A 17,991-nucleotide genomic window follows, 5' to 3' on the forward strand; every position below is an offset into this window, starting at 1 on the left:
GCCACAACACCAGACAAACACGAAGGAGATTCATCATGATCGCGATTACCGGCGCAACCGGCCAGCTTGGCCAACATGTTATTGAAGAACTGCTGAAAACCGTTCCGGCCAGCCAGATCGTGGCTATTGTGCGTAACCTGGCGAAAGCCGAAGCGTTGCGTCAGCAAGGGGTCGTTGTGCGTCAGGCGGATTACACCGATGAAGCCGCATTTACCACCGCGCTGAACGGCGTGGATAAACTGCTGCTCATCTCCTCCAGCGAAGTGGGCCAGCGCGCCGTACAGCACCAGAACGTGATAAACGCCGCCAAAGCCGCCGGGGTGAAATTCATCGCCTATACCAGCCTGCTGCATGCTGACAAATCTCCGCTGGGTCTGCACGTTGAGCACGTCGAAACCGAAAATGCCCTGGCGGCCTCCGGCGTGCCTTACGCCCTGCTGCGCAACGGCTGGTACACCGAAAACTACCTGGCAAGCGCGCCGCCAGCGCTGGAACACGGCGTATTTATGGGGGCCGCAGGCGAAGGCAAAATTGCCTCTGCGACCCGTGCGGATTACGCGGCGGCGGCAGCGAAAGTGATTTCTGAAGAGGGTCATGCCGGCAAGGTGTATGAACTGGCGGGTGATAATGCCTGGACGCTGAGCGAACTGGCTGCGGAACTGAGCAAGCAGAGCGGTAAGCCGGTAACGTATCAGAACCTCAGCGAAGCCGATTTCGCCGCTGCGCTGAAGGGCGTTGGTCTGCCTGCCGGGCTGGCGGAAATGCTGGCGGACTCCGACACCGGCGCGTCCAAAGGCGGCCTGTTCGACGACAGCCATACCCTGAGCAAGCTCATTGGCCGCCCAACCACACCGCTGGCGGAAAGCGTCAAAGCCATCCTGTAGTTGTTAAAAATTGGTTATTTTTTGTGGCGTCCCCTCGGGTCATCTCTGATAATGAAGCGATGACCCACAAGGAGGCTCACTGTGCAAGGCGTACCGGAACAGTTCACTGATGAGAGAGACAGCGCGCGCTTTCGCCATCTGGCGCAGCTGCCGGGCCTGGAGCTTTATCACGCCCATATCTCTGACTACGCCTTCGAGCCGCACACTCATGAAGCCTTCGGTATCGGCACCATCGAAACCGGTGCCGAACGCTTCCGCTATCGCGGTACCCAGCATCTTGCCGCGGAAAAATCCGTCGTGACCATGAACCCGGACGAGATCCACACCGGGGAATCCGCCACTGAAGGCGGCTGGCGCTACCGGATGGTCTACATCGAACCCGACCTGCTGGAAGAGGTCACTGGCCTGCGTCACTGGTGGTTTAGCGACGTCACGCGTCACGATCCGCTGCGCTCGCAACAGATAGGCCAGTTGATTTATGGCCTGTGGCACACGGACGATCCGCTGACGCAGAAGGGGCTGCTACTGGATTTGATTCAGACTTTTCAGCCGCTGGCCCACCATGCGCCGGTGGTGCAGGAGGCCACGCACCGCTTCGAACGCGTTCGCGACTACCTGCACGACAACTATATGCGCTCGCTGACCCTGGACGAGCTGGCTAACGTTGTCTCGCTCAGCCCGTACCATTTTCAGCGCCAGTTCAAAGCCCATTTCCACGTTACGCCCCACCAGATGCTGATGGCCATCCGGCTGTGGCGCGCCAAAGCATTCCTCACCCATGGCATGCCTGCCGCCGAGGTGGCCGCCGCGACCGGGCTGACCGATCAGTCGCACCTGACCCGCGCCTTCACCCGTCGCTACGGCATCACACCCGTGCGCTACCAGAAACAGGTTATGCCGCGCTAATGCGCAACCTCATACAATACGCGCCCGTTTTGCCCTCCTACACTGAGCGCAAAGTGAATCAAGATGGATGGAAAAATGATTAGCGGCGTGTTGTATGCCCTGCTTGCGGGTTTGATGTGGGGGCTGATTTTTGTCGGCCCGCTGATTGTGCCGGAGTACCCGGCAATATTGCAGTCGACCGGACGTTACCTGGCGCTGGGGCTGATTGCCGTGCCGCTGGCGTGGCTGGGGCGCACGCGTCTGCGTCAGCTGGGCCGCCAGGACTGGCTCACCGCGCTGGCGCTGACCATGATGGGTAATCTGATCTACTACGTCTGTCTGGCGAGCGCCATTCAGCGCACCGGTGCGCCGGTGTCGACCATGATTATCGGCACGCTGCCGGTGGTCATCCCGGTTTTCGCGAACCTGCTTTACAGCCAGCGTGACGGAAAACTGGCGTGGTCAAAAATGGCGCCGGCGCTGGTCTGCATTGCCGTGGGGCTGGTGTGCGTGAATATTGCCGAGCTTCGCCATGGTCTGGAAAATTTCAGCGTGTGGCGTTACGGTTCAGGGATCTTTCTGGCGTTTATTTCGGTTGTCTGTTGGGCCTGGTATGCCCTGCGCAACGCACGCTGGCTGCGGGAAAACCCGGATAAGCATCCGATGATGTGGGCCACGGCGCAGGCGCTGGTCACCCTCCCTGTCTCGTTGCTGGGCTATGTGGGCGCGTGTGTCTGGCTGGGTAGCCAGCAACCGGCATTTACCCTGCCCTTCGGACCGCGCCCGTGGGTATTCGTCGGGTTAATGGTCGCCATTGCCGTGCTCTGTTCGTGGGTGGGCGCGCTGTGCTGGAACATTGCCAGCCAGAAGCTGCCGACGGTGATATTAGGGCCGCTGATTGTCTTTGAGACACTGGCCGGGCTGCTCTATACCTTCCTGATGCGCCAGAGCGTGCCGCCGTTGCTAACGGCCTGCGGGATCGCGCTACTGGTCGTTGGGGTGGTGATTGCGGTGAGAGCGAAGCCGGAAAAACCGATGGTCGTTCCGGCGTCGGAGGGGTGAGCTTTTCGCCCGGCGGCGCTTCGCTTGCAGGGCCTACAAAACCGTAGGCCGGGTAAGCGTCAGCGCCACCCGGCACAGTATCAGAACGTTTCCCAGTTCGCTTCAGACGCCGCCGCGACGGGCTGCGCTTTAGGTGCATAGGTCTTTACCGGCGCGGCTTTCACCGCCTGATTGCGGGTGATCTTAAACACTGCCACCGCGTCGTTCAGGCGTGCAGCCTGATCTTCCAGCGCCGCCGCCGCCGCCGCAGACTCTTCCACCAGCGAGGCATTCTGCTGGGTGACGCGATCCATCTCCGCCACCGCCTGACCCACCTGGTCGATACCGCGGCTCTGTTCGTCGGAGGCCGACGCAATCTCACCCATGATGTCCGTCACGCGCGTAACCGCATTGACGATCTCCGCCATCGTCGCGCCCGCCTCATTCACCAGCTGAGAGCCCGCGTTAACACGCTCGCCGGAATCATCGATCAGCGCTTTGATCTCTTTCGCCGCCTGCGCACTGCGCTGGGCAAGGGTACGCACCTCGCCCGCGACAACCGCGAAGCCACGTCCCTGCTCGCCCGCGCGCGCCGCTTCTACCGCCGCGTTCAGCGCCAGAATATTGGTCTGGAAAGCAATGCCGTCGATCACGTTAGTAATTTGCGCGATTTTGCTGGAACTGGTGGCGATTTCGTCCATCGTCCGCACCACGCCTTCCACCACGTTACCACCCTTCTTCGCGGTGGAGGAGGCGTCCAGCGCCAGGCGTGACGCCTGACGCGCGTTATCGGCGTTTTGCTTCACGGTAGCGGTTAACTGTTCCATGCTGGCTGCCGTCTCTTCCAGAGAAGCGGCCTGCTGCTCGGTACGGGAGGAGAGATCGTTGCTGCCCGCCGAGATTTCACCCGCGCCGGTGTAGATGGTATCTGCGCCTTCACGCACCACGCCCACCGTGTTGGCCAGCGCAGTCTGCATCTCCTGAACGTTGCGCGCCAGGATCGCCATTTCATTTTTACCCTCAGCCTGAATCGGCTGGGTTAAATCCCCTGCGGCAATGGCGCGGATATGGTTGATCACCTCTTCCAGCGGCAGCAGCAGCACGCGGCGCATCGCAATCCAGCTGGAAATAATCACCGCGATCACCAGCAGCATCACCGCAGAAAGGATCCACAGAATGCGTTTGTAGTCGCTTTCATTGTCCTGGATACCTTTGGCGGTCAGCGCGGCCTGCGCCTCACGCCACTCGCGATAAACCTTTTGCATCGCGGTCTGCTTCTGTTCGGCATTTTGTTTGAACATATCTTCCAGATTGCCCTGCCCCAGCAGAACGTTCATTTGCGTCAGCGTGGCGGAGTAGACGCGGTACTGCTCTTCCAGGCGATCGGCCAGGTGCTCGTCCATACCCGGCGTTTCCGGCAGCGCATAGTATTTATCGTAATGGGTCTGGGCATCGGCCAGCAGGTTTTTCGCGGTATTGACCAGCTCGTTCAGCTGCCCGCCGTTAATCTGCGACGCCATGCTGCTTTGCAGGCGCAGCATGCCGCGGTTGAGGGTGACGCGCGCCTGGTTCAGGCTGATCCAGGCGTCGGTAAACTCAGCGACGTTCTGGCTGGAAAGCTGAGAAACGGTGAAGTTCTCTTTATCGTTATTGAGTGCATTAATGAAAATGCCAGCGGAGATCAGCTGCATGATGCCGAGCACAAGCAGCACCGAAATCAAAAGAGTAATGACTTTTATACGTTTAAACATGCGTTGCCTTTTTTATATACAGGTATTGTCTGACCTGTATCTATCGGCACGCGCGGCGGGTTGTTTACTGTTTCTCCACCTTTAAAAACTTTCGAAAGCCCTTTTCTGCATTCAATCAGCAAGTTAAAAGCATGCTTTTTTTGTGATCCCTTTCTCGTTTTCACCCTTGCCTCTAAAGGGTTATAGTATCCACTTAAAGATGCATTTAAAATGCATCTTATATTTCTGATGATGAGGTAACTGCTATGGCCTTCCGCGACCAACCCTTAGGCGAGCTGGCGCTCTCCATCCCTCGCGCTTCTGCGCTGTTCCGTAAATATGATATGGATTACTGCTGCGGCGGTAAGCAAACGCTGGCGCGCGCAGCGTCGCGTAAAGAGCTGGATGTAGAGGCTATCGAAGCGGAGCTGGCTCAGCTGGCTGAACAGCCCGTCGACAAAGACTGGCGCACTGCGCCGCTGGCTGAAATCATCGACCATATCATTGTGCGTTACCACGATCGTCACCGCGAGCAGCTGCCGGAGCTGATTTTACAGGCGACCAAAGTTGAACGCGTTCATGCCGATAAACCTTCCGTACCGCGCGGCCTGGCGAAATACCTGACCATGCTGCACGAAGAACTTTCCAGCCACATGATGAAAGAGGAGCAGATCCTCTTCCCGATGATCAAACAGGGCATGGGCAGCCAGGCCATGGGGCCCATCAGCGTGATGGAAAGCGAACATGATGACGCCGGCGAACTGCTGGAAGTGATTAAACACACCACCGACAACGTCACACCGCCGCCAGAGGCGTGCACCACCTGGAAAGCCATGTACAACGGCATTAACGAGATGATCGACGATCTGATGGAACACATCAGTCTTGAGAATAACGTTCTGTTCCCGCGTGCATTAGCGGGGGAATAAAAAAGCCCGGCGGCGCTAGCGCTTACCGGGCCTACAACGTCCGCGAACGTAGGCCGGGTAAGCGTCAGCGCCACCCGGCAACATGCTTAACGCATGCCCGCCATACGTTTCTTACCGATAAACAGCCAGCCCAGCCCCAGCGCAATAAACCACAGCGGCGTGACGATCAGCGCCTGGCGGGTATCTTCTTCCAGCGTCAGCAGCACCAGCACGAAGACGAAGAACGCCATGCACACCCAGCACATCAGCTTGCCCAGCGGCATCTTGTAGATCGACTTCTCATGCAGGTGTGGACGCTGTTTGCGGTACACCAGGTATGAGCAGAGGATAATGGTCCAGACGAACATGAACAGGATCGCCGACACCGTAGTGATCATGGTGAACGCGCCGATTACGCTCGGGTTGACGTAGAGCATCACCACACCGCCCAGCAGACAGATGCAGGAGAAGGTCAGCCCTTTCGCCGGTACCGCGCGTTTAGACAGTTTGGCAAACGCGCTCGGAGCAACGCCCTCCTGCGCCAGACCGAACAGCATACGGCTGGTGGAGAAGACGCCGCTGTTCGCGGAAGAGGCCGCAGAGGTCAGCACCACGAAGTTAATCAGGCTCGCGGCAGCAGGCAGCCCCACCAGCACGAACAGCTCGACGAACGGGCTCTTGGTTGGCACCACCGAACTCCATGGCGTCACGGACATAATGACGATCAGCGCGAACACGTAGAACATGATGATACGCAGCGGAATGGAGTTGATCGCGCGCGGCAGGGATTTCTCCGGATCTTTGGTTTCCGCCGCCGTGGTACCGACCAGCTCAATCCCGACAAACGCGAACACCGCAATCTGGAAGCCGGCAAAGAAGCCGCTGATCCCTTTCGGGAACCAGCCGCCGTCATTCCACAGATGGGCAAACGACGCCTGTACGCCGGTTGGCGACTGGAAGTGCGTCAGCACCATCACCAGCCCGACGACAATCAGCGCGATGATGGCGACGATTTTGATCATCGCGAACCAGAACTCCATCTCACCGAACATTTTAACGGTGGCGAGGTTCAGGCTCAGCAGCAGGACAATCACCGCCAGCGAAGCCACCCAGTCCGATAGCCCTGGGAACCAGAATTGCGCGTACGCCGTGATGGCCACAACGTCAGCCATGCCGGTGACCACCCAGCAGAACCAGTAGGTCCAGCCGGTAAAATAGCCCGCCCACGGGCCGAGCAGGTCTGACGCGAAGTCGCTGAAGGATTTGTATTCAAGATTCGAGAGCAGCAATTCACCCATTGCACGCATCACGAAAAAGAGCATAAAACCGATGATCATATAAACGAAGATGATCGACGGGCCGGCAAGACTGATGGTTTTGCCCGAGCCCATAAACAGCCCTGTGCCGATGGCTCCGCCAATGGCAATAAGCTGAATGTGACGGTTCGTGAGATTTCGCCGTAGCGACTGTTCAGACGTCGCCTCTTCTGCGGCGGCGACTTTGACCTGATCTACCATGTGATATTTTCCTGTTTATGCCTGTCTGTGTTGTTAAGGCTCTTCTGGCCTTTATTTACGCCAAATAAATGACGGCCCCTGTGTAAGGACTAATCGATAGTAGGTAAGAATCGGCGGGATGAATACTATGATTTGAATATTATGTTAATAATATGTTGAAAGTGAGTGTCATATCACTCATACAGCGCGAAACAGCTCACAAAAATACACGTAACAGTTTCGTTTGCAATACAAAATGTTGATTCCGTCGTAACTCCGGGTTTTATCGCTATTTTCCTCTCCCCGATCGGAGAGAGGAAAATAAGAAAAACCGATTACAGGATTTCCAGCAGCTCGACTTCAAACACCAGGGTGCTGAATGGCGGAATGGACGCGCCAGCGCCACGCTCGCCGTAAGCCAGGTTGTGCGGGATAGTCAGTTCCCATTTGGAACCTACTGGCATCAGGGTCAGGGCTTCGATCCAGCCTGCGATAACGCCGTTGACCGGGAACTCAGCCGGTTCGCCACGCGCGACGGAGCTGTCGAACACGGTACCGTCGATCAGCTTACCGGTGTAGTGTACGCGAACGTGGTCGGTACGCGCCGGGATTGCGCCATCACCCTGATTGATTACGCGGAACTGCAAGCCGGACTCGGTGCTGTTCACGCCTTCACGCTCACGGTTCTCTTCCAGATATTTCACGCCTTCTGCCGCCATCTCTTCGAAACGCGCGCGACGCACGGCGTCAGCACGTTCGTGGATTTCACGCAGCGCACGGTGCACAACGTCAACCGGCACAGCGGGCTGCTTGCCTTCCAGCGCGTCAGCGATACCCGCCACCAGCGCTTCCGGTAACAGACCTTCCAGGCCGGATTCGCTCAGCTGCTGTCCTACCTGCAAGCCGATGCCGTAGCTTGCCTGCGCTTCGATAGTGTCAAAAGTCGGGGTGGTCATGGGTTTTCCTTCCATCACATTTAAAGTAGCGGGCAGCATATCAGCCATGCCCTTATGGGTAAAACTTTGTCTTAAGTAAAGGTGACAAACTGCGACGAAACGGAAACAATAGTAGCCGTCAGGATTTTCCCTAATATATGTCACGAAAGCTGGCTTTGTTACGCCCATCAGGCAGTTAGCAAACTACACTTCTCAGGACAGGATAAAAAGACGCGGAGCAGGAGGAGAGCCATGCCCGGGCGATTTGAACTGAAACCTACCCTGGCGAAAATCTGGCATGCGCCGGATAACTTTCGCATCATGGACCCGCTGCCGCCTTTGCATCGCAGAGGCATTATCATCGGCGCGTTGCTGATCGTCATCGGCTTCCTGCTTCCTTCCGGCAGTGACAACGTTGATACCGCGCCGGTCAGCCGGAATGCTGAGCTGGATATCCAGTCGCAAAGCCAGCCGCAGCCTGGTTCACAGCCGATGCAGACGCAGCTGGTCACACCGTCTAACGATCCGGGCCAGGTTGCGCCGGTTGAACCTGAACCTGTTCAGGAAGATCAGGAGCAGGCCGCCGCCCCTTCAGAGCCACAGGCGCAACAGCCCACCGGCATTGAGCAGCAGTGGCGTTCGTATCGCGTAGAGCCTGGGAAAACTCTTGCCCAGCTGTTCCGCGACCACAATTTGCCAGCAACGGATGTGTATGCCATGGCGCAAGTCGAGGGGGCAGGCAAGCCGCTCAGCAACCTGCAAAATGGTCAGATGGTGCAGATCCGTCAGAACGCCAGCGGCGTGGTGACCGGGTTAACGATCGATACCGGAAACGGGCAGCAGGTACTGTTTACCCGCCAGCCGGACGGCAGTTTCATCAGAGCACGTTAATGGCCCAGGCCGGGTAAGGCGATGCCGCCACCCGGCACTTTTGTTCTCAGGCACGCCGTTTATTCACCCACCAGATCCCCGAGCAGACCAGCACCAGCGCAATCGCGTATTTGATGTCCAGAATGTTTTCGCCGAGGAAGATGGCGGAGAGCACCGTCCCTGCTACAGGTATGACAAAGTTGAACGGGGCAATCATACTCACGCGGTTTACTTTCAGCAGCGCGCTCCACAGGGCGAACGCCACGGATGAGAGCAGCGTCAGATACCCCAGCACGGCGACGGCTTTCATGCTGTGCACCTCCAGCGTCCCGCCCGTGGCATAGCCTCCCGCAACCAGTGCCGCCCCGCCTATCCCCAGCTGCCATCCCGTCATCACCGTCGGGTCAACGGTCTGGGAAATGCGTTTCCCGTAAAGCGTGGCCGCAGAGAGAATAAAGGCGGCCAGCACCACAAATCCGTCACCTTTCCACACAAACTGGAACTCACTTAACCCGCTGTGGAAGTTCACCAGCATCACCCCGGCAAAGCCCAGAACACACCCCAGCGTTTTGTTATAGCTGAGTTTGTCGTTGTGGTAGATAAAGTGCGCCAGCAGCACGCTGAAGAAGGTCCCGGTGGCATTCATGATGGAGCCGTTCACCCCGGTCGTGTAGGCCAGGCCGATATAAAAGAAGGTGTACTGGAGGGAGGTCTGGGTCAGTCCGAGGATCGTGAGCTGGCCAAACTGCGTGGGCGTGAGCCTGCCAATCGGTTTTCGCTGGGCCAGGGCAAAAAGCAGCAGCAACGCGCCGGCAAACAGAAAACGGTATCCGGCAAAGACGACTTTGGAGGGGATATCATCGGTCGCGATCTGAAAGAGTTCGTAGCCACTTTTAATGGCCGGGTACGAGCTTCCCCAAAGCAGACAGCAGAGCGTGGCGCAGGCATAGGCCACATTTCGACGGGCAAAGACGGGCGTGGGCAGAGCAGTATCCATGACAAATCTCATAAATAAAATTGCGTTTCAATTTATTATCAGAGAATGCGTCAGGAATAGCGACCTTACAAGAGCAAAAGATGACGCAGGGTCACGCTAAAAAGCAAAACGCCGGCACAAGGCCGGCGCTTCGACGCGAGCAGAGTAAAAAATTACTCAGCTACTACGTTAACAACCAGTTTAGCGAACACTTCGCTGTGAACCTGGAAGTCAACTTCGTGCTCACCAGTGGTACGCAGAACGCCGTTCGGCAGACGAACTTCGCTCTTAGCCACTTTAACGCCTGCCGCAGTAACTGCATCAGCGATATCGCGGGTACCGATGGAACCGAACAGTTTACCTTCGTCGCCAGCTTTGGACGCGATGGTAACGGTGCCCAGTGCGTTGATTGCTTCAGCGCGAGCGTTAGCAGCCGCCAGAACGTCAGCCAGTTTGGCTTCCAGTTCAGCACGACGTGCTTCGAAAAACTCTACGTTTTTCTTAGTAGCTGGAACAGCTTTACCCTGTGGAACCAGGAAGTTACGAGCGTAACCCGCTTTAACGTTTACCTGATCACCCAGGCTGCCCAGGTTTGCTACTTTATCAAGCAGAATAACTTGCATTACCTTATCCTCTTAAAGTCGTATTAATGGACCGTGCCCGATTACTGATGACGATCAGTGTACGGCAGCAGAGACAGGTAGCGAGCGCGTTTGATAGCGCGAGCCAGCTGACGCTGATATTTTGCACGAGTACCGGTGATACGGCTTGGGACAATCTTACCGCTTTCGGTGATGTAGTTTTTCAGCGTTGCGATATCTTTATAGTCGATCTCTTGAACGCCTTCCGCGGTGAAACGGCAGAACTTGCGACGACGGAAATAACGTGCCATATGGCTAGTCTCCAGAATCTATCAAATCAATCTGCTCGGCATGCAGAACCATTTTGCTCAGGCCGTTCTTTGCCTTGTGGCAAGAAATGAACCCCTGAACGATTACTGCGCTACCGACCGTTAAACTGTGAGTAATGGCCTGGTTTTCGTGTCCGCTAATAATTACGGGCATTTGGCACCACGCCTGCCGGTGAAACCCGGCTTCCTCTTGCACAGAACGATGCTCAAGCACGAACTGGCAATGCGGAATTCCTGATGGGCTGACCTTTCGAAGGGGGGTCCTGCACACGGTGCCGGACAACACCAGACGGTTGGTCATCAGAAATTACTCTTCAGAATCCCCAGCATCAGAATCATCTGCGGTTTCGTTTGCGAAATCATCGCGACGCTCACGGCGCTCGTCTTTCGCTTTAACCATCGGAGATGCTTCGGTCACTGCGTGTTTGGTACGCATAACCATGCTGCGGATAACGGCATCGTTGAAGCGGAAGGTAGTTTCCAGCTCATCGATCACTTCCTGCGGAGCTTCAACGTTCATCAGAACGTAGTGTGCTTTGTGCAGTTTGTTGATCGGGTAAGCCAGCTGACGGCGGCCCCAGTCTTCCAGACGGTGGATCGTGCCTTCTGCACCAGTGATGGCAGCAGAGTAACGCTCGATCATGCCCGGAACCTGTTCGCTCTGGTCAGGGTGGACCATAAAAACGATTTCGTAATGACGCATCGAATTGCTCCTTACGGATTATTCAGCCTCCTGTCTGGGTCAGCCGAGGCCCGGGGAGGCAAGGAACGTGTTAAAGGTCGGCTGAAAAATTGACGCGTCATAATACTTGCGCCCCCCAGGAAACTCAAGCTGATTGCACAAATAATTCGCACAAAGGGTAAAGCTGTTCTAAGTGGGTGATTTAAAATCGCACTCATCAGAAGCGCTGTTTTTTTGAACAACATCATCAGAAATGGTCACCCATCCCAACCCGGGTAGCGATTACACTTTAATCAGAAACCCTGAACAGAGAAGGAGAGCATTCCCCCGTATCACAGCACGCAGTCGTGGAGCGCATATCATGAAAAGAATCGCAATCGCCATTTTGGCTGCGCTTTTGCTCAGTGCAAACGCGATGGCAGCCATCAGAATAGACAGCCAACAGGCCAGAAACATGGATGATGTGCAGAGCTTAGGCGTTATTTACATCAATCATAACTTCGCCACTGAAAGTGAAGCAGATCAGGCGCTTAATGAAGAAACCGATGCGCAGGGCGCAAAATACTATCACGTCATGCTGACACGTGAGCCCGGCAGCAACGGTAATATGCACGCCAGTGCAGATATTTACCAGTAACGCTTTATCGCTAGCACCAGGAAAGCCAAAGAAAATCAAAGGCATATATAATTTGCCCCCTGCCCGGGGGCTTTTTTATGAATGGCTCCGGAATACCACCGGTTACAACTGTTTCGGTATTCCAGAGCACTTATTCACTTCTGCCCGTAATAAGCATTCGGGCCGTGCTTACGCATGAAATGCTTGTTCATCAGATAATCATCAATGCCCTGAAGCTGTGGGTTAATGCCGCGCGCAATCCACGCCATTCTGGCCACCTCTTCCATCACCACCGCGTTATGCACGGCGTCATGCGCATCTTTACCCCAGGAGAATGGACCATGCTGGTACACCACAATACCCGGCGTATGCAGTGGTTCCGTCTCACCCAGCGTTTCGATAATGACCCTGCCGGTGTTAAGTTCGTACTCGCCTTCGACCTCAGTCTGCGTTAACGCCCGCGTGCAGGGAATATCACCGAAGAAGTAGTCCGCGTGCGTTGTACCCAAAGCAGGGATCGCCAGCCCGGCCTGTGCCCAGGCGGTGGCGTGCGTGGAATGGGTATGTACAATCCCCCCCAAGGACGGGTAACGCTGGTACAGCGCCAGATGGGTTGCCGTATCAGAAGAAGGACGCCATTTGCCTTCAACGACCAGTCCTTCCAGGTCAACCACCACCATATCGTCCGCTTTCATGGCGTCATAGGCCACGCCGCTCGGCTTAATCACCACCAGCCCCTGCTCGCGATCGATGGCGCTTACGTTGCCCCACGTAAACGTCACCAGTCCATAGCGCGGGAGATCCATATTGGCTTCAAAGACCTGCTGTTTCAGCTTAAGCATGTTCCGCCTCCATCAGTCCTGCCCGCGCCATGCGCTCGCACACCCAGTCCCGGGCTTTCGCCACTTCTGCCGCCGGATCGTCCGCGGTTTCGCTCCACATCTCAATCAGGTAAGGCCCGCAATAACCTGTCTGTTTGAGCGTCTGGAAGCACCGTTCGAAATCCACCACCCCGGTGCCGAACGGTACGTTTTTAAACACGCCGGGACGGGTATCTTTAACGTGCACCGCCACGATATGCCCGATGCCCGCCTGAAGCTCCATCTGTACGTCGTTATCCCATGCCGACAGGTTGCCGATATCCGGATAAAGCTGGAACCACGGGTTATTCAGATAGTGCGCGTAGCCCAGCGCCTTGCTGATGGAGTTCATCAACGGATAATCCATGATCTCCATCGCCAGCGTCACCTGCGCACGGCTTGCCATCTCAACGCTCTCTTTCAGGCCGTCACGGAAACGACGGCGCGTTTCATCATTGGCTTCCTGATAGTAAACATCATAACCCGCCAGTTGGATCACGCGGATGCCGACATCCTGTGCGAAGCGAATAGCTTTACGCATGATCTCCAGCCCTTCGGCGCGTACGGCATCATCTTCGCTGCCAAGCGGAAAACGACGATGAGCGCTCAGGCACATGGATGGCACGCGCACGCCGGTTTCGGCAATGGCGCTCACCAGCGCCAGACGCTGGTCGCGGCTCCAGTCCAGGCGAGCAAGACGCTCGTCCGTCTCATCCAGCGACATTTCGACAAAATCGAAACCCAGCTGCTTCGCCAGCTGTAACCGCTCCAGCCAGCACTCCCCCGCAGGGAGTGCCTTTTCATAGATGCCAAGCGGGACCTGTTTTGACAACATACCCGCTCCTTAACCCCAAAGCTGAGCGATTGAGCGTTTAAACTGACGCGCCGCTTCCACCGGAGATTCCGCATCGCGAATGCTACGACCGGCAATAAAGACGTGAATTGGAATCCCCTTGAACAGCGGCAGATCTTCCAGCGCCAGGCCACCGGTTACGGTCACTTTGAAGCCCATATCGGCCAGACGTTTGATCGCGCTGATATCGGCTTCACCCCACGCCACGCCTGCGGCCTGCGCATCACGGCTGCGGTGATAAACCACCTGCTGGATACCTGCTTCGCGCCACTCCTGCGCCTGCTCCCAGGTCCAGAAACCGGTCAGTTCAATCTGCACGTCGCCATTGAACTCCTTCGCCACGTCCAGCGCGCCTTTCGCAGTGTTGATATCCGCACAGCAGATCACGGTGACCCAGTCGGCGTTGGCTTCAAAGCACATGCGAGAGAGAATTTTGCCCGCATCGGCGATTTTGGCATCCGCCAGCACGATTTTATGCGGATAGAGCGCCTTCAGGTCACGAACCGCACGAACGCCTTCGCCCACGCACAGAATGGTGCCGACTTCGATGATGTCCACTTCTTCCGCAATCAGACGGGTGGTTTCGTAAGCGTGAGACAGAGTCTGGTTATCCAGCGCGACCTGCAACATTGGTAATGACATTTTAAATTCCTCTTAAACGGCCGCCGCAGTGGCGTTATCAATTAAATCCAGCACGTCCTGCGCGGTACGGCAGGCGCGTAAACGGTCAAAATTAGCTTCATCATCAAACAGATTGACGATCTGCATGATGCCCACCTCCTGGTGGGTATTGGCATCGACAGCCGCCATAGTGATAAGGATGTCGACCGGGTCGTTATCTTCGTGGTTAAACACCAGCGGCGTTTTCAACGTCACCAGCGCGAAGCCGGTTTTCTTGACGCCCTCTTCCGGGCGGCCATGCGGCATCGCCAGGCCTGGCGCAATCACAAAGTAAGGGCCATGCTGCGCCACGCCATCCAGAATCGCCTGGTAGTAACGCGGCTCGACAACGTCAGCCTTAACCAGCAGATCCACGCTCAGCTTCACCGCTTCCTGCCAGGTGCTGGCTTCGGCCTGTAAAAGGATGGAGTTATTCTCTGCCAGCGAATCACGTAGTTTCATGTGGCATCCTTACTTCACGTCTTGTGGGAAGTGTTCTTTGATCACTTCCAGCAGCTTTGGTCCGAAATCCGCAGGCGACAGCATGTTGCGTACGCCTACCACGTATTTGTTGCCCGACACGCTAATCTCGCCGGCAATGTGCGTTGAGGCGATGATGATGTCCGCGCCGTTCAGTTCACTTTTGTATTCACCCACTGCGCAGCTGTTCACCGTGTGGTCAATGTTTGACTGGGTTAAAAACTGGTCCACTTTCATCTTCATGATCATGGAGCTACCTTGCCCATTGCCACACACAGCCAGGATACGTACGGTCATAATCGAAACTCCTTAATGAGCAGACACTTCTGCTGTTTGTTTTTCTGCATCTTCTTCAGCCCGCAGCGAACGGCCAGCGAAGAACATATAAGCCAGGGCAATCAGGATGATGACGGCCATAAAGACCAGCCCGACGGACGCAAAGCCCTGCATCATCGGCGGCGCCAGAATTGACCAGTCCGCCATGCCCATCCAGGCGCTCATGCCGGTGAGCTTGACCGCCCACACGCACCCGAAGATTTCAACCATGCCCATCACCAGGCAGATCTTGAGCGCTGCGCGCCATCCGCCGAAGTGGTTAGCAAACACGCCGATAGTGGCGTTGGAGAAGAACATCGGGATAAAGCCAGGAATAATCAGGATTGAGGAGCCACAGCCCACCAGAATGCCGACCGCAATCAGCTGGCCGATGGTGCCCCACATAAAGCCCCAGACAACGGCGTTTGGCGCAAAGCTATAGATAGCCGCACAGTCAATCGCCAGCACCGCGCCAGGGATCAGGCGCTGGGAGATGCCATTAAACGCTTCCGACAGTTCGGCGACGAACATACGCACGCCCTGGGTGATGATGAAAATAGCAACAGCGAAGGAGAAACCGGTTTGCAGGATATAGACCGTCCAGTGGGTTTTACCCGCCATCGCCTGCACCACGTCAATGCCAAAGGAGAGCAGGATAGCGCCGAAGAAGATGGTCATCACAATTGCCGTGGAGACGATGTTGTCGTGGAAGATATTCAGCCAGCCAGGCAATTTGAGATCTTCAACACTCTCCTCTTTTTTGCCCAGGTACGGCGCGACTTTGTAAGCAATCCAGGAGGCGAACTGCTGCTGGTGACCGATGGAGAAACCGCAGCCGTCCGTAACGTCCTGCGTTGGCTTATACATCATGTTGGAGGTGATGCCCCAGTAAAGTGAGACCAGCACTGCCGTGCAGATGACCGTGGTCCACATTGGGTAGCCGAAGATATAGAGAGAAACGGCAATCAGACCCGCCTGCTGGAACATGATGTGCCCGGTGAGCATGATGGTGCGAATACCGGTGATACGGCGCAGGAGCACGTAAATGATGTTCAGCGCCAGCGCGAGCAGTACCGCATACCCAACCCAGCTGTATGCATCTCCCATGCGATCGATGGTGGCCATCATGGACGCGTAAGTGTCAGAGATGGCGCCGTTAATGCCGTACACCTCTGACATTTTGGCAACAACCGGCTTAAACGTGCTGGTCAGAATGCCAGACCCCGCCTGCAACAGCATAAAACCAATGATGGTTTTGATGGTGCCTTTGATAATCACGCTGACGCTTTTGCGCAGCAGGATGTACCCCAGGCACGTCACGATACCCAGCAACAGCGGGGCGTTGGTCATTACCTGATTAAAGAAAACGGTAAAGACGTTGTAGAGGATCTCCATAACTCTCTCCAGAAAATGAGAACACGAGGGGCAATCCCTGTGTGGTTGGTGTCATCACTCTATTAATCACAAATAATCATCACAAGATTGCATTTGATTATTTGTGACGGATCACGCAATTTATTTCCATGGCGTTAGTAATGATTTTCACTACCGAACCAATCCAATAAATAAATTCTTAATTTTCAGTATATTAATCATTTATAGCGGTTATCTTATCAACGTCATGATGTTTTTTCTGTGATGTGACGAGGGGAATTTTCCGTAAATAAGCCATTGCAAATCGGTTTAAACAGTGCCAGCATTAATCACAACAAGTCACAGTATGATTAATTTTGATTAAAACCAGGAGTCAAACGATGAGTAAAGTGAAAACCATCACCCGTGAATCATGGATTCTGAGTACCTTTCCGGAGTGGGGTAGCTGGCTGAACGAAGAGATCGAGCAGGAACAGGTTGCTCCTGGCACATTTGCGATGTGGTGGCTGGGCTGCACCGGGATCTGGCTGAAATCAGAAGGCGGCGCCAACATTTGTGTTGATTTCTGGTGCGGCACCGGCAAACAGAGCCACGGCAATCCACTGATGAAAAAAGGCCACCAGATGCAGCGTATGGCCGGCGTTGAAAAGCTCCAGCCGAACCTGCGCACCACGCCTTTTGTGCTTGATCCTTTTGCCATTCGCCAGATCGACGCCGTTCTCTCTACCCACGATCACAACGATCATATCGACGTGAACGTGGCGGCAGCGGTAATGCAAAACTGCGCGGACGACGTACCGTTTATCGGGCCGCAGACCTGCGTGGATTTGTGGATTGGCTGGGGCGTGCCAAAAGAGCGCTGCATCGTGATGAAGCCGGGCGACGTGGTGAAAATCAAAGACATTGAGATTCACGCGCTGGATGCCTTTGACCGCACCGCGCTGATCACCCTGCCTGCCGATCAGAAAGCCGCAGGCGTACTGCCAGACGGGATGGACGAGCGCGCAGTGAACTATCTGTTCAAAACGCCTGGCGGTTCCCTGTATCACAGCGGTGACTCCCACTACTCCAACTACTACGCGAAGCACGGTAACGAGCACCAGATTGACGTGGCGCTTGGCTCTTACGGTGAAAACCCGCGCGGGATCACCGACAAAATGACCAGCGCGGATATGCTGCGTATGGCCGAAGCGCTGAACACCAAAGTGGTGATCCCGTTCCACCATGATATCTGGTCAAACTTCCAGGCCGATCCGCAAGAGATCCGCGTCCTGTGGGAGATGAAAAAAGACCGCCTCAAGTTTGGCTTCAAGCCGTTCATCTGGCAGGTTGGCGGCAAGTTCACCTGGCCGCTGGATAAAGACAATCTTGAGTATCACTACCCGCGTGGTTTCGATGATTGCTTTACGATTGAACCCGATCTGCCGTTCAAGTCCTTCCTCTGATACCGAGGCCCAATCGCCAGACCCTGCGTCTGGCGATGTCATTTTTATTTTAGTAATTTCACGCTATTTCA

At 55.7% G+C, this 17,991-nt stretch carries 21 protein-coding genes; 7 read left to right on the forward strand and 14 right to left on the reverse strand.

What is annotated here, in order from left to right; translation table 11 throughout:
* Positions 1-35 precede the first annotated feature (35 nt).
* From ACOTZD_RS08895 to ACOTZD_RS08905, 3 genes are all read left to right on the forward strand, one after another.
* Positions 36-884 carry an SDR family oxidoreductase gene (locus tag ACOTZD_RS08895; protein ID WP_022650267.1) on the forward strand — a complete coding sequence of 283 codons (849 nt, stop codon included), beginning with the start codon at positions 36-38 and terminating at the stop codon, positions 882-884.
* 81 nt (positions 885-965) lie between these two features.
* Positions 966-1,790: an AraC family transcriptional regulator gene (locus tag ACOTZD_RS08900; protein WP_063864480.1), complete on the forward strand. Its 825-nt coding sequence runs from the start codon at positions 966-968 to the stop codon at positions 1,788-1,790.
* Positions 1,791-1,865: 75 nt separating this feature from the next.
* Positions 1,866-2,831, forward strand: a complete 966-nt coding sequence (locus ACOTZD_RS08905; protein ID WP_022650265.1) for a DMT family transporter — start codon at positions 1,866-1,868, stop codon at positions 2,829-2,831.
* An 80-nt stretch (positions 2,832-2,911) separates the two neighbouring features.
* Here the strand turns inward: ACOTZD_RS08905 and ACOTZD_RS08910 are convergent, their stop codons facing one another.
* Positions 2,912-4,561: a methyl-accepting chemotaxis protein gene (locus ACOTZD_RS08910; RefSeq protein ID WP_003856047.1), complete on the reverse strand. Its 1,650-nt coding sequence runs from the start codon at positions 4,559-4,561 to the stop codon at positions 2,912-2,914.
* A 245-nt stretch (positions 4,562-4,806) separates the two neighbouring features.
* Here ACOTZD_RS08910 and ytfE point away from each other — a divergent pair, with 245 nt between their 5' ends.
* The gene (gene ytfE, locus ACOTZD_RS08915) at positions 4,807-5,469 is read left to right on the forward strand and encodes an iron-sulfur cluster repair protein YtfE (RefSeq protein WP_003856046.1); all 663 of its coding nucleotides are present in this window, start codon (positions 4,807-4,809) and stop codon (positions 5,467-5,469) included.
* 86 nt (positions 5,470-5,555) lie between these two features.
* Here ytfE and cycA read toward each other — a convergent pair whose 3' ends face one another.
* Together cycA and fklB are read right to left on the reverse strand one after the other, a co-directional pair.
* Complete coding sequence (cycA, locus tag ACOTZD_RS08920; RefSeq protein ID WP_045336773.1) at positions 5,556-6,965, reverse strand: D-serine/D-alanine/glycine transporter; 1,410 nt, start codon at positions 6,963-6,965, stop codon at positions 5,556-5,558.
* Positions 6,966-7,279: 314 nt separating this feature from the next.
* Entirely contained in the window at positions 7,280-7,900 is a 621-nt protein-coding gene (fklB, locus tag ACOTZD_RS08925) for an FKBP-type peptidyl-prolyl cis-trans isomerase (RefSeq protein ID WP_008502892.1), read from the reverse strand.
* Between the two features lie 231 nt (positions 7,901-8,131).
* On the opposite strand from fklB, the gene ACOTZD_RS08930 reads away from it, so the two are divergent.
* Positions 8,132-8,770 (forward strand): OapA family protein, encoded by a 639-nt coding sequence (locus ACOTZD_RS08930; protein ID WP_045330822.1) that lies wholly within the window; start codon positions 8,132-8,134, stop codon positions 8,768-8,770.
* Between the two features lie 46 nt (positions 8,771-8,816).
* On the opposite strand, the gene ACOTZD_RS08935 is transcribed toward ACOTZD_RS08930, so the two are convergent.
* From ACOTZD_RS08935 to rpsF, 5 genes are all read right to left on the reverse strand, one after another.
* Positions 8,817-9,746 (reverse strand): DMT family transporter, encoded by a 930-nt coding sequence (locus ACOTZD_RS08935; RefSeq protein WP_017383942.1) that lies wholly within the window; start codon positions 9,744-9,746, stop codon positions 8,817-8,819.
* Positions 9,747-9,898: 152 nt separating this feature from the next.
* Positions 9,899-10,348: a 50S ribosomal protein L9 gene (gene rplI, locus ACOTZD_RS08940; RefSeq protein WP_003856039.1), complete on the reverse strand. Its 450-nt coding sequence runs from the start codon at positions 10,346-10,348 to the stop codon at positions 9,899-9,901.
* Between the two features lie 41 nt (positions 10,349-10,389).
* Positions 10,390-10,617, reverse strand: a complete 228-nt coding sequence (gene rpsR, locus ACOTZD_RS08945; protein WP_000135199.1) for a 30S ribosomal protein S18 — start codon at positions 10,615-10,617, stop codon at positions 10,390-10,392.
* Positions 10,618-10,621: 4 nt separating this feature from the next.
* Positions 10,622-10,936 (reverse strand): primosomal replication protein N, encoded by a 315-nt coding sequence (gene priB / locus ACOTZD_RS08950; RefSeq protein WP_003856035.1) that lies wholly within the window; start codon positions 10,934-10,936, stop codon positions 10,622-10,624.
* A 6-nt stretch (positions 10,937-10,942) separates the two neighbouring features.
* Positions 10,943-11,338 carry a 30S ribosomal protein S6 gene (gene rpsF / locus ACOTZD_RS08955; protein WP_003856034.1) on the reverse strand — a complete coding sequence of 132 codons (396 nt, stop codon included), beginning with the start codon at positions 11,336-11,338 and terminating at the stop codon, positions 10,943-10,945.
* A 340-nt stretch (positions 11,339-11,678) separates the two neighbouring features.
* On the opposite strand from rpsF, the gene yjfY reads away from it, so the two are divergent.
* Positions 11,679-11,954: a DUF1471 family protein YjfY gene (gene yjfY / locus ACOTZD_RS08960; protein WP_017383944.1), complete on the forward strand. Its 276-nt coding sequence runs from the start codon at positions 11,679-11,681 to the stop codon at positions 11,952-11,954.
* A gap of 134 nt (positions 11,955-12,088) precedes the next feature.
* Here the strand turns inward: yjfY and ACOTZD_RS08965 are convergent, their stop codons facing one another.
* Genes ACOTZD_RS08965 through ulaA form a run of 6 tightly spaced genes read right to left on the reverse strand, consistent with a single transcriptional unit; the run spans position 12,089 to position 16,496 of the window.
* A complete protein-coding gene (locus ACOTZD_RS08965) occupies positions 12,089-12,775 on the reverse strand; it encodes an L-ribulose-5-phosphate 4-epimerase (RefSeq protein ID WP_003856029.1) in 687 nt (228 codons plus the stop codon).
* Complete coding sequence (locus ACOTZD_RS08970; protein WP_003856027.1) at positions 12,768-13,628, reverse strand: L-ribulose-5-phosphate 3-epimerase; 861 nt, start codon at positions 13,626-13,628, stop codon at positions 12,768-12,770. Before ACOTZD_RS08970 ends, ACOTZD_RS08965 begins: the two co-directional genes overlap by 8 nt.
* A 9-nt stretch (positions 13,629-13,637) precedes the next feature.
* Entirely contained in the window at positions 13,638-14,288 is a 651-nt protein-coding gene (gene ulaD, locus ACOTZD_RS08975; RefSeq protein ID WP_003856025.1) for a 3-keto-L-gulonate-6-phosphate decarboxylase UlaD, read from the reverse strand.
* A 12-nt stretch (positions 14,289-14,300) separates the two neighbouring features.
* Entirely contained in the window at positions 14,301-14,768 is a 468-nt protein-coding gene (gene ulaC, locus ACOTZD_RS08980; RefSeq protein WP_003856024.1) for a PTS ascorbate transporter subunit IIA, read from the reverse strand.
* A 9-nt stretch (positions 14,769-14,777) separates the two neighbouring features.
* Positions 14,778-15,083, reverse strand: a complete 306-nt coding sequence (gene ulaB / locus ACOTZD_RS08985) for a PTS ascorbate transporter subunit IIB (RefSeq protein WP_003856022.1) — start codon at positions 15,081-15,083, stop codon at positions 14,778-14,780.
* Positions 15,084-15,095: 12 nt separating this feature from the next.
* Entirely contained in the window at positions 15,096-16,496 is a 1,401-nt protein-coding gene (ulaA, locus tag ACOTZD_RS08990) for a PTS ascorbate transporter subunit IIC (RefSeq protein ID WP_003856019.1), read from the reverse strand.
* Positions 16,497-16,855: 359 nt separating this feature from the next.
* Here ulaA and ulaG point away from each other — a divergent pair, with 359 nt between their 5' ends.
* Positions 16,856-17,920 (forward strand): L-ascorbate 6-phosphate lactonase, encoded by a 1,065-nt coding sequence (gene ulaG / locus ACOTZD_RS08995; RefSeq protein WP_032661276.1) that lies wholly within the window; start codon positions 16,856-16,858, stop codon positions 17,918-17,920.
* Positions 17,921-17,991: the final 71 nt, after the last annotated feature.

The organism is Enterobacter cloacae complex sp. SHL022 (genome assembly GCF_049237785.1).
Classification (GTDB): Bacteria; Pseudomonadota; Gammaproteobacteria; order Enterobacterales; family Enterobacteriaceae; genus Enterobacter; species Enterobacter hormaechei_C.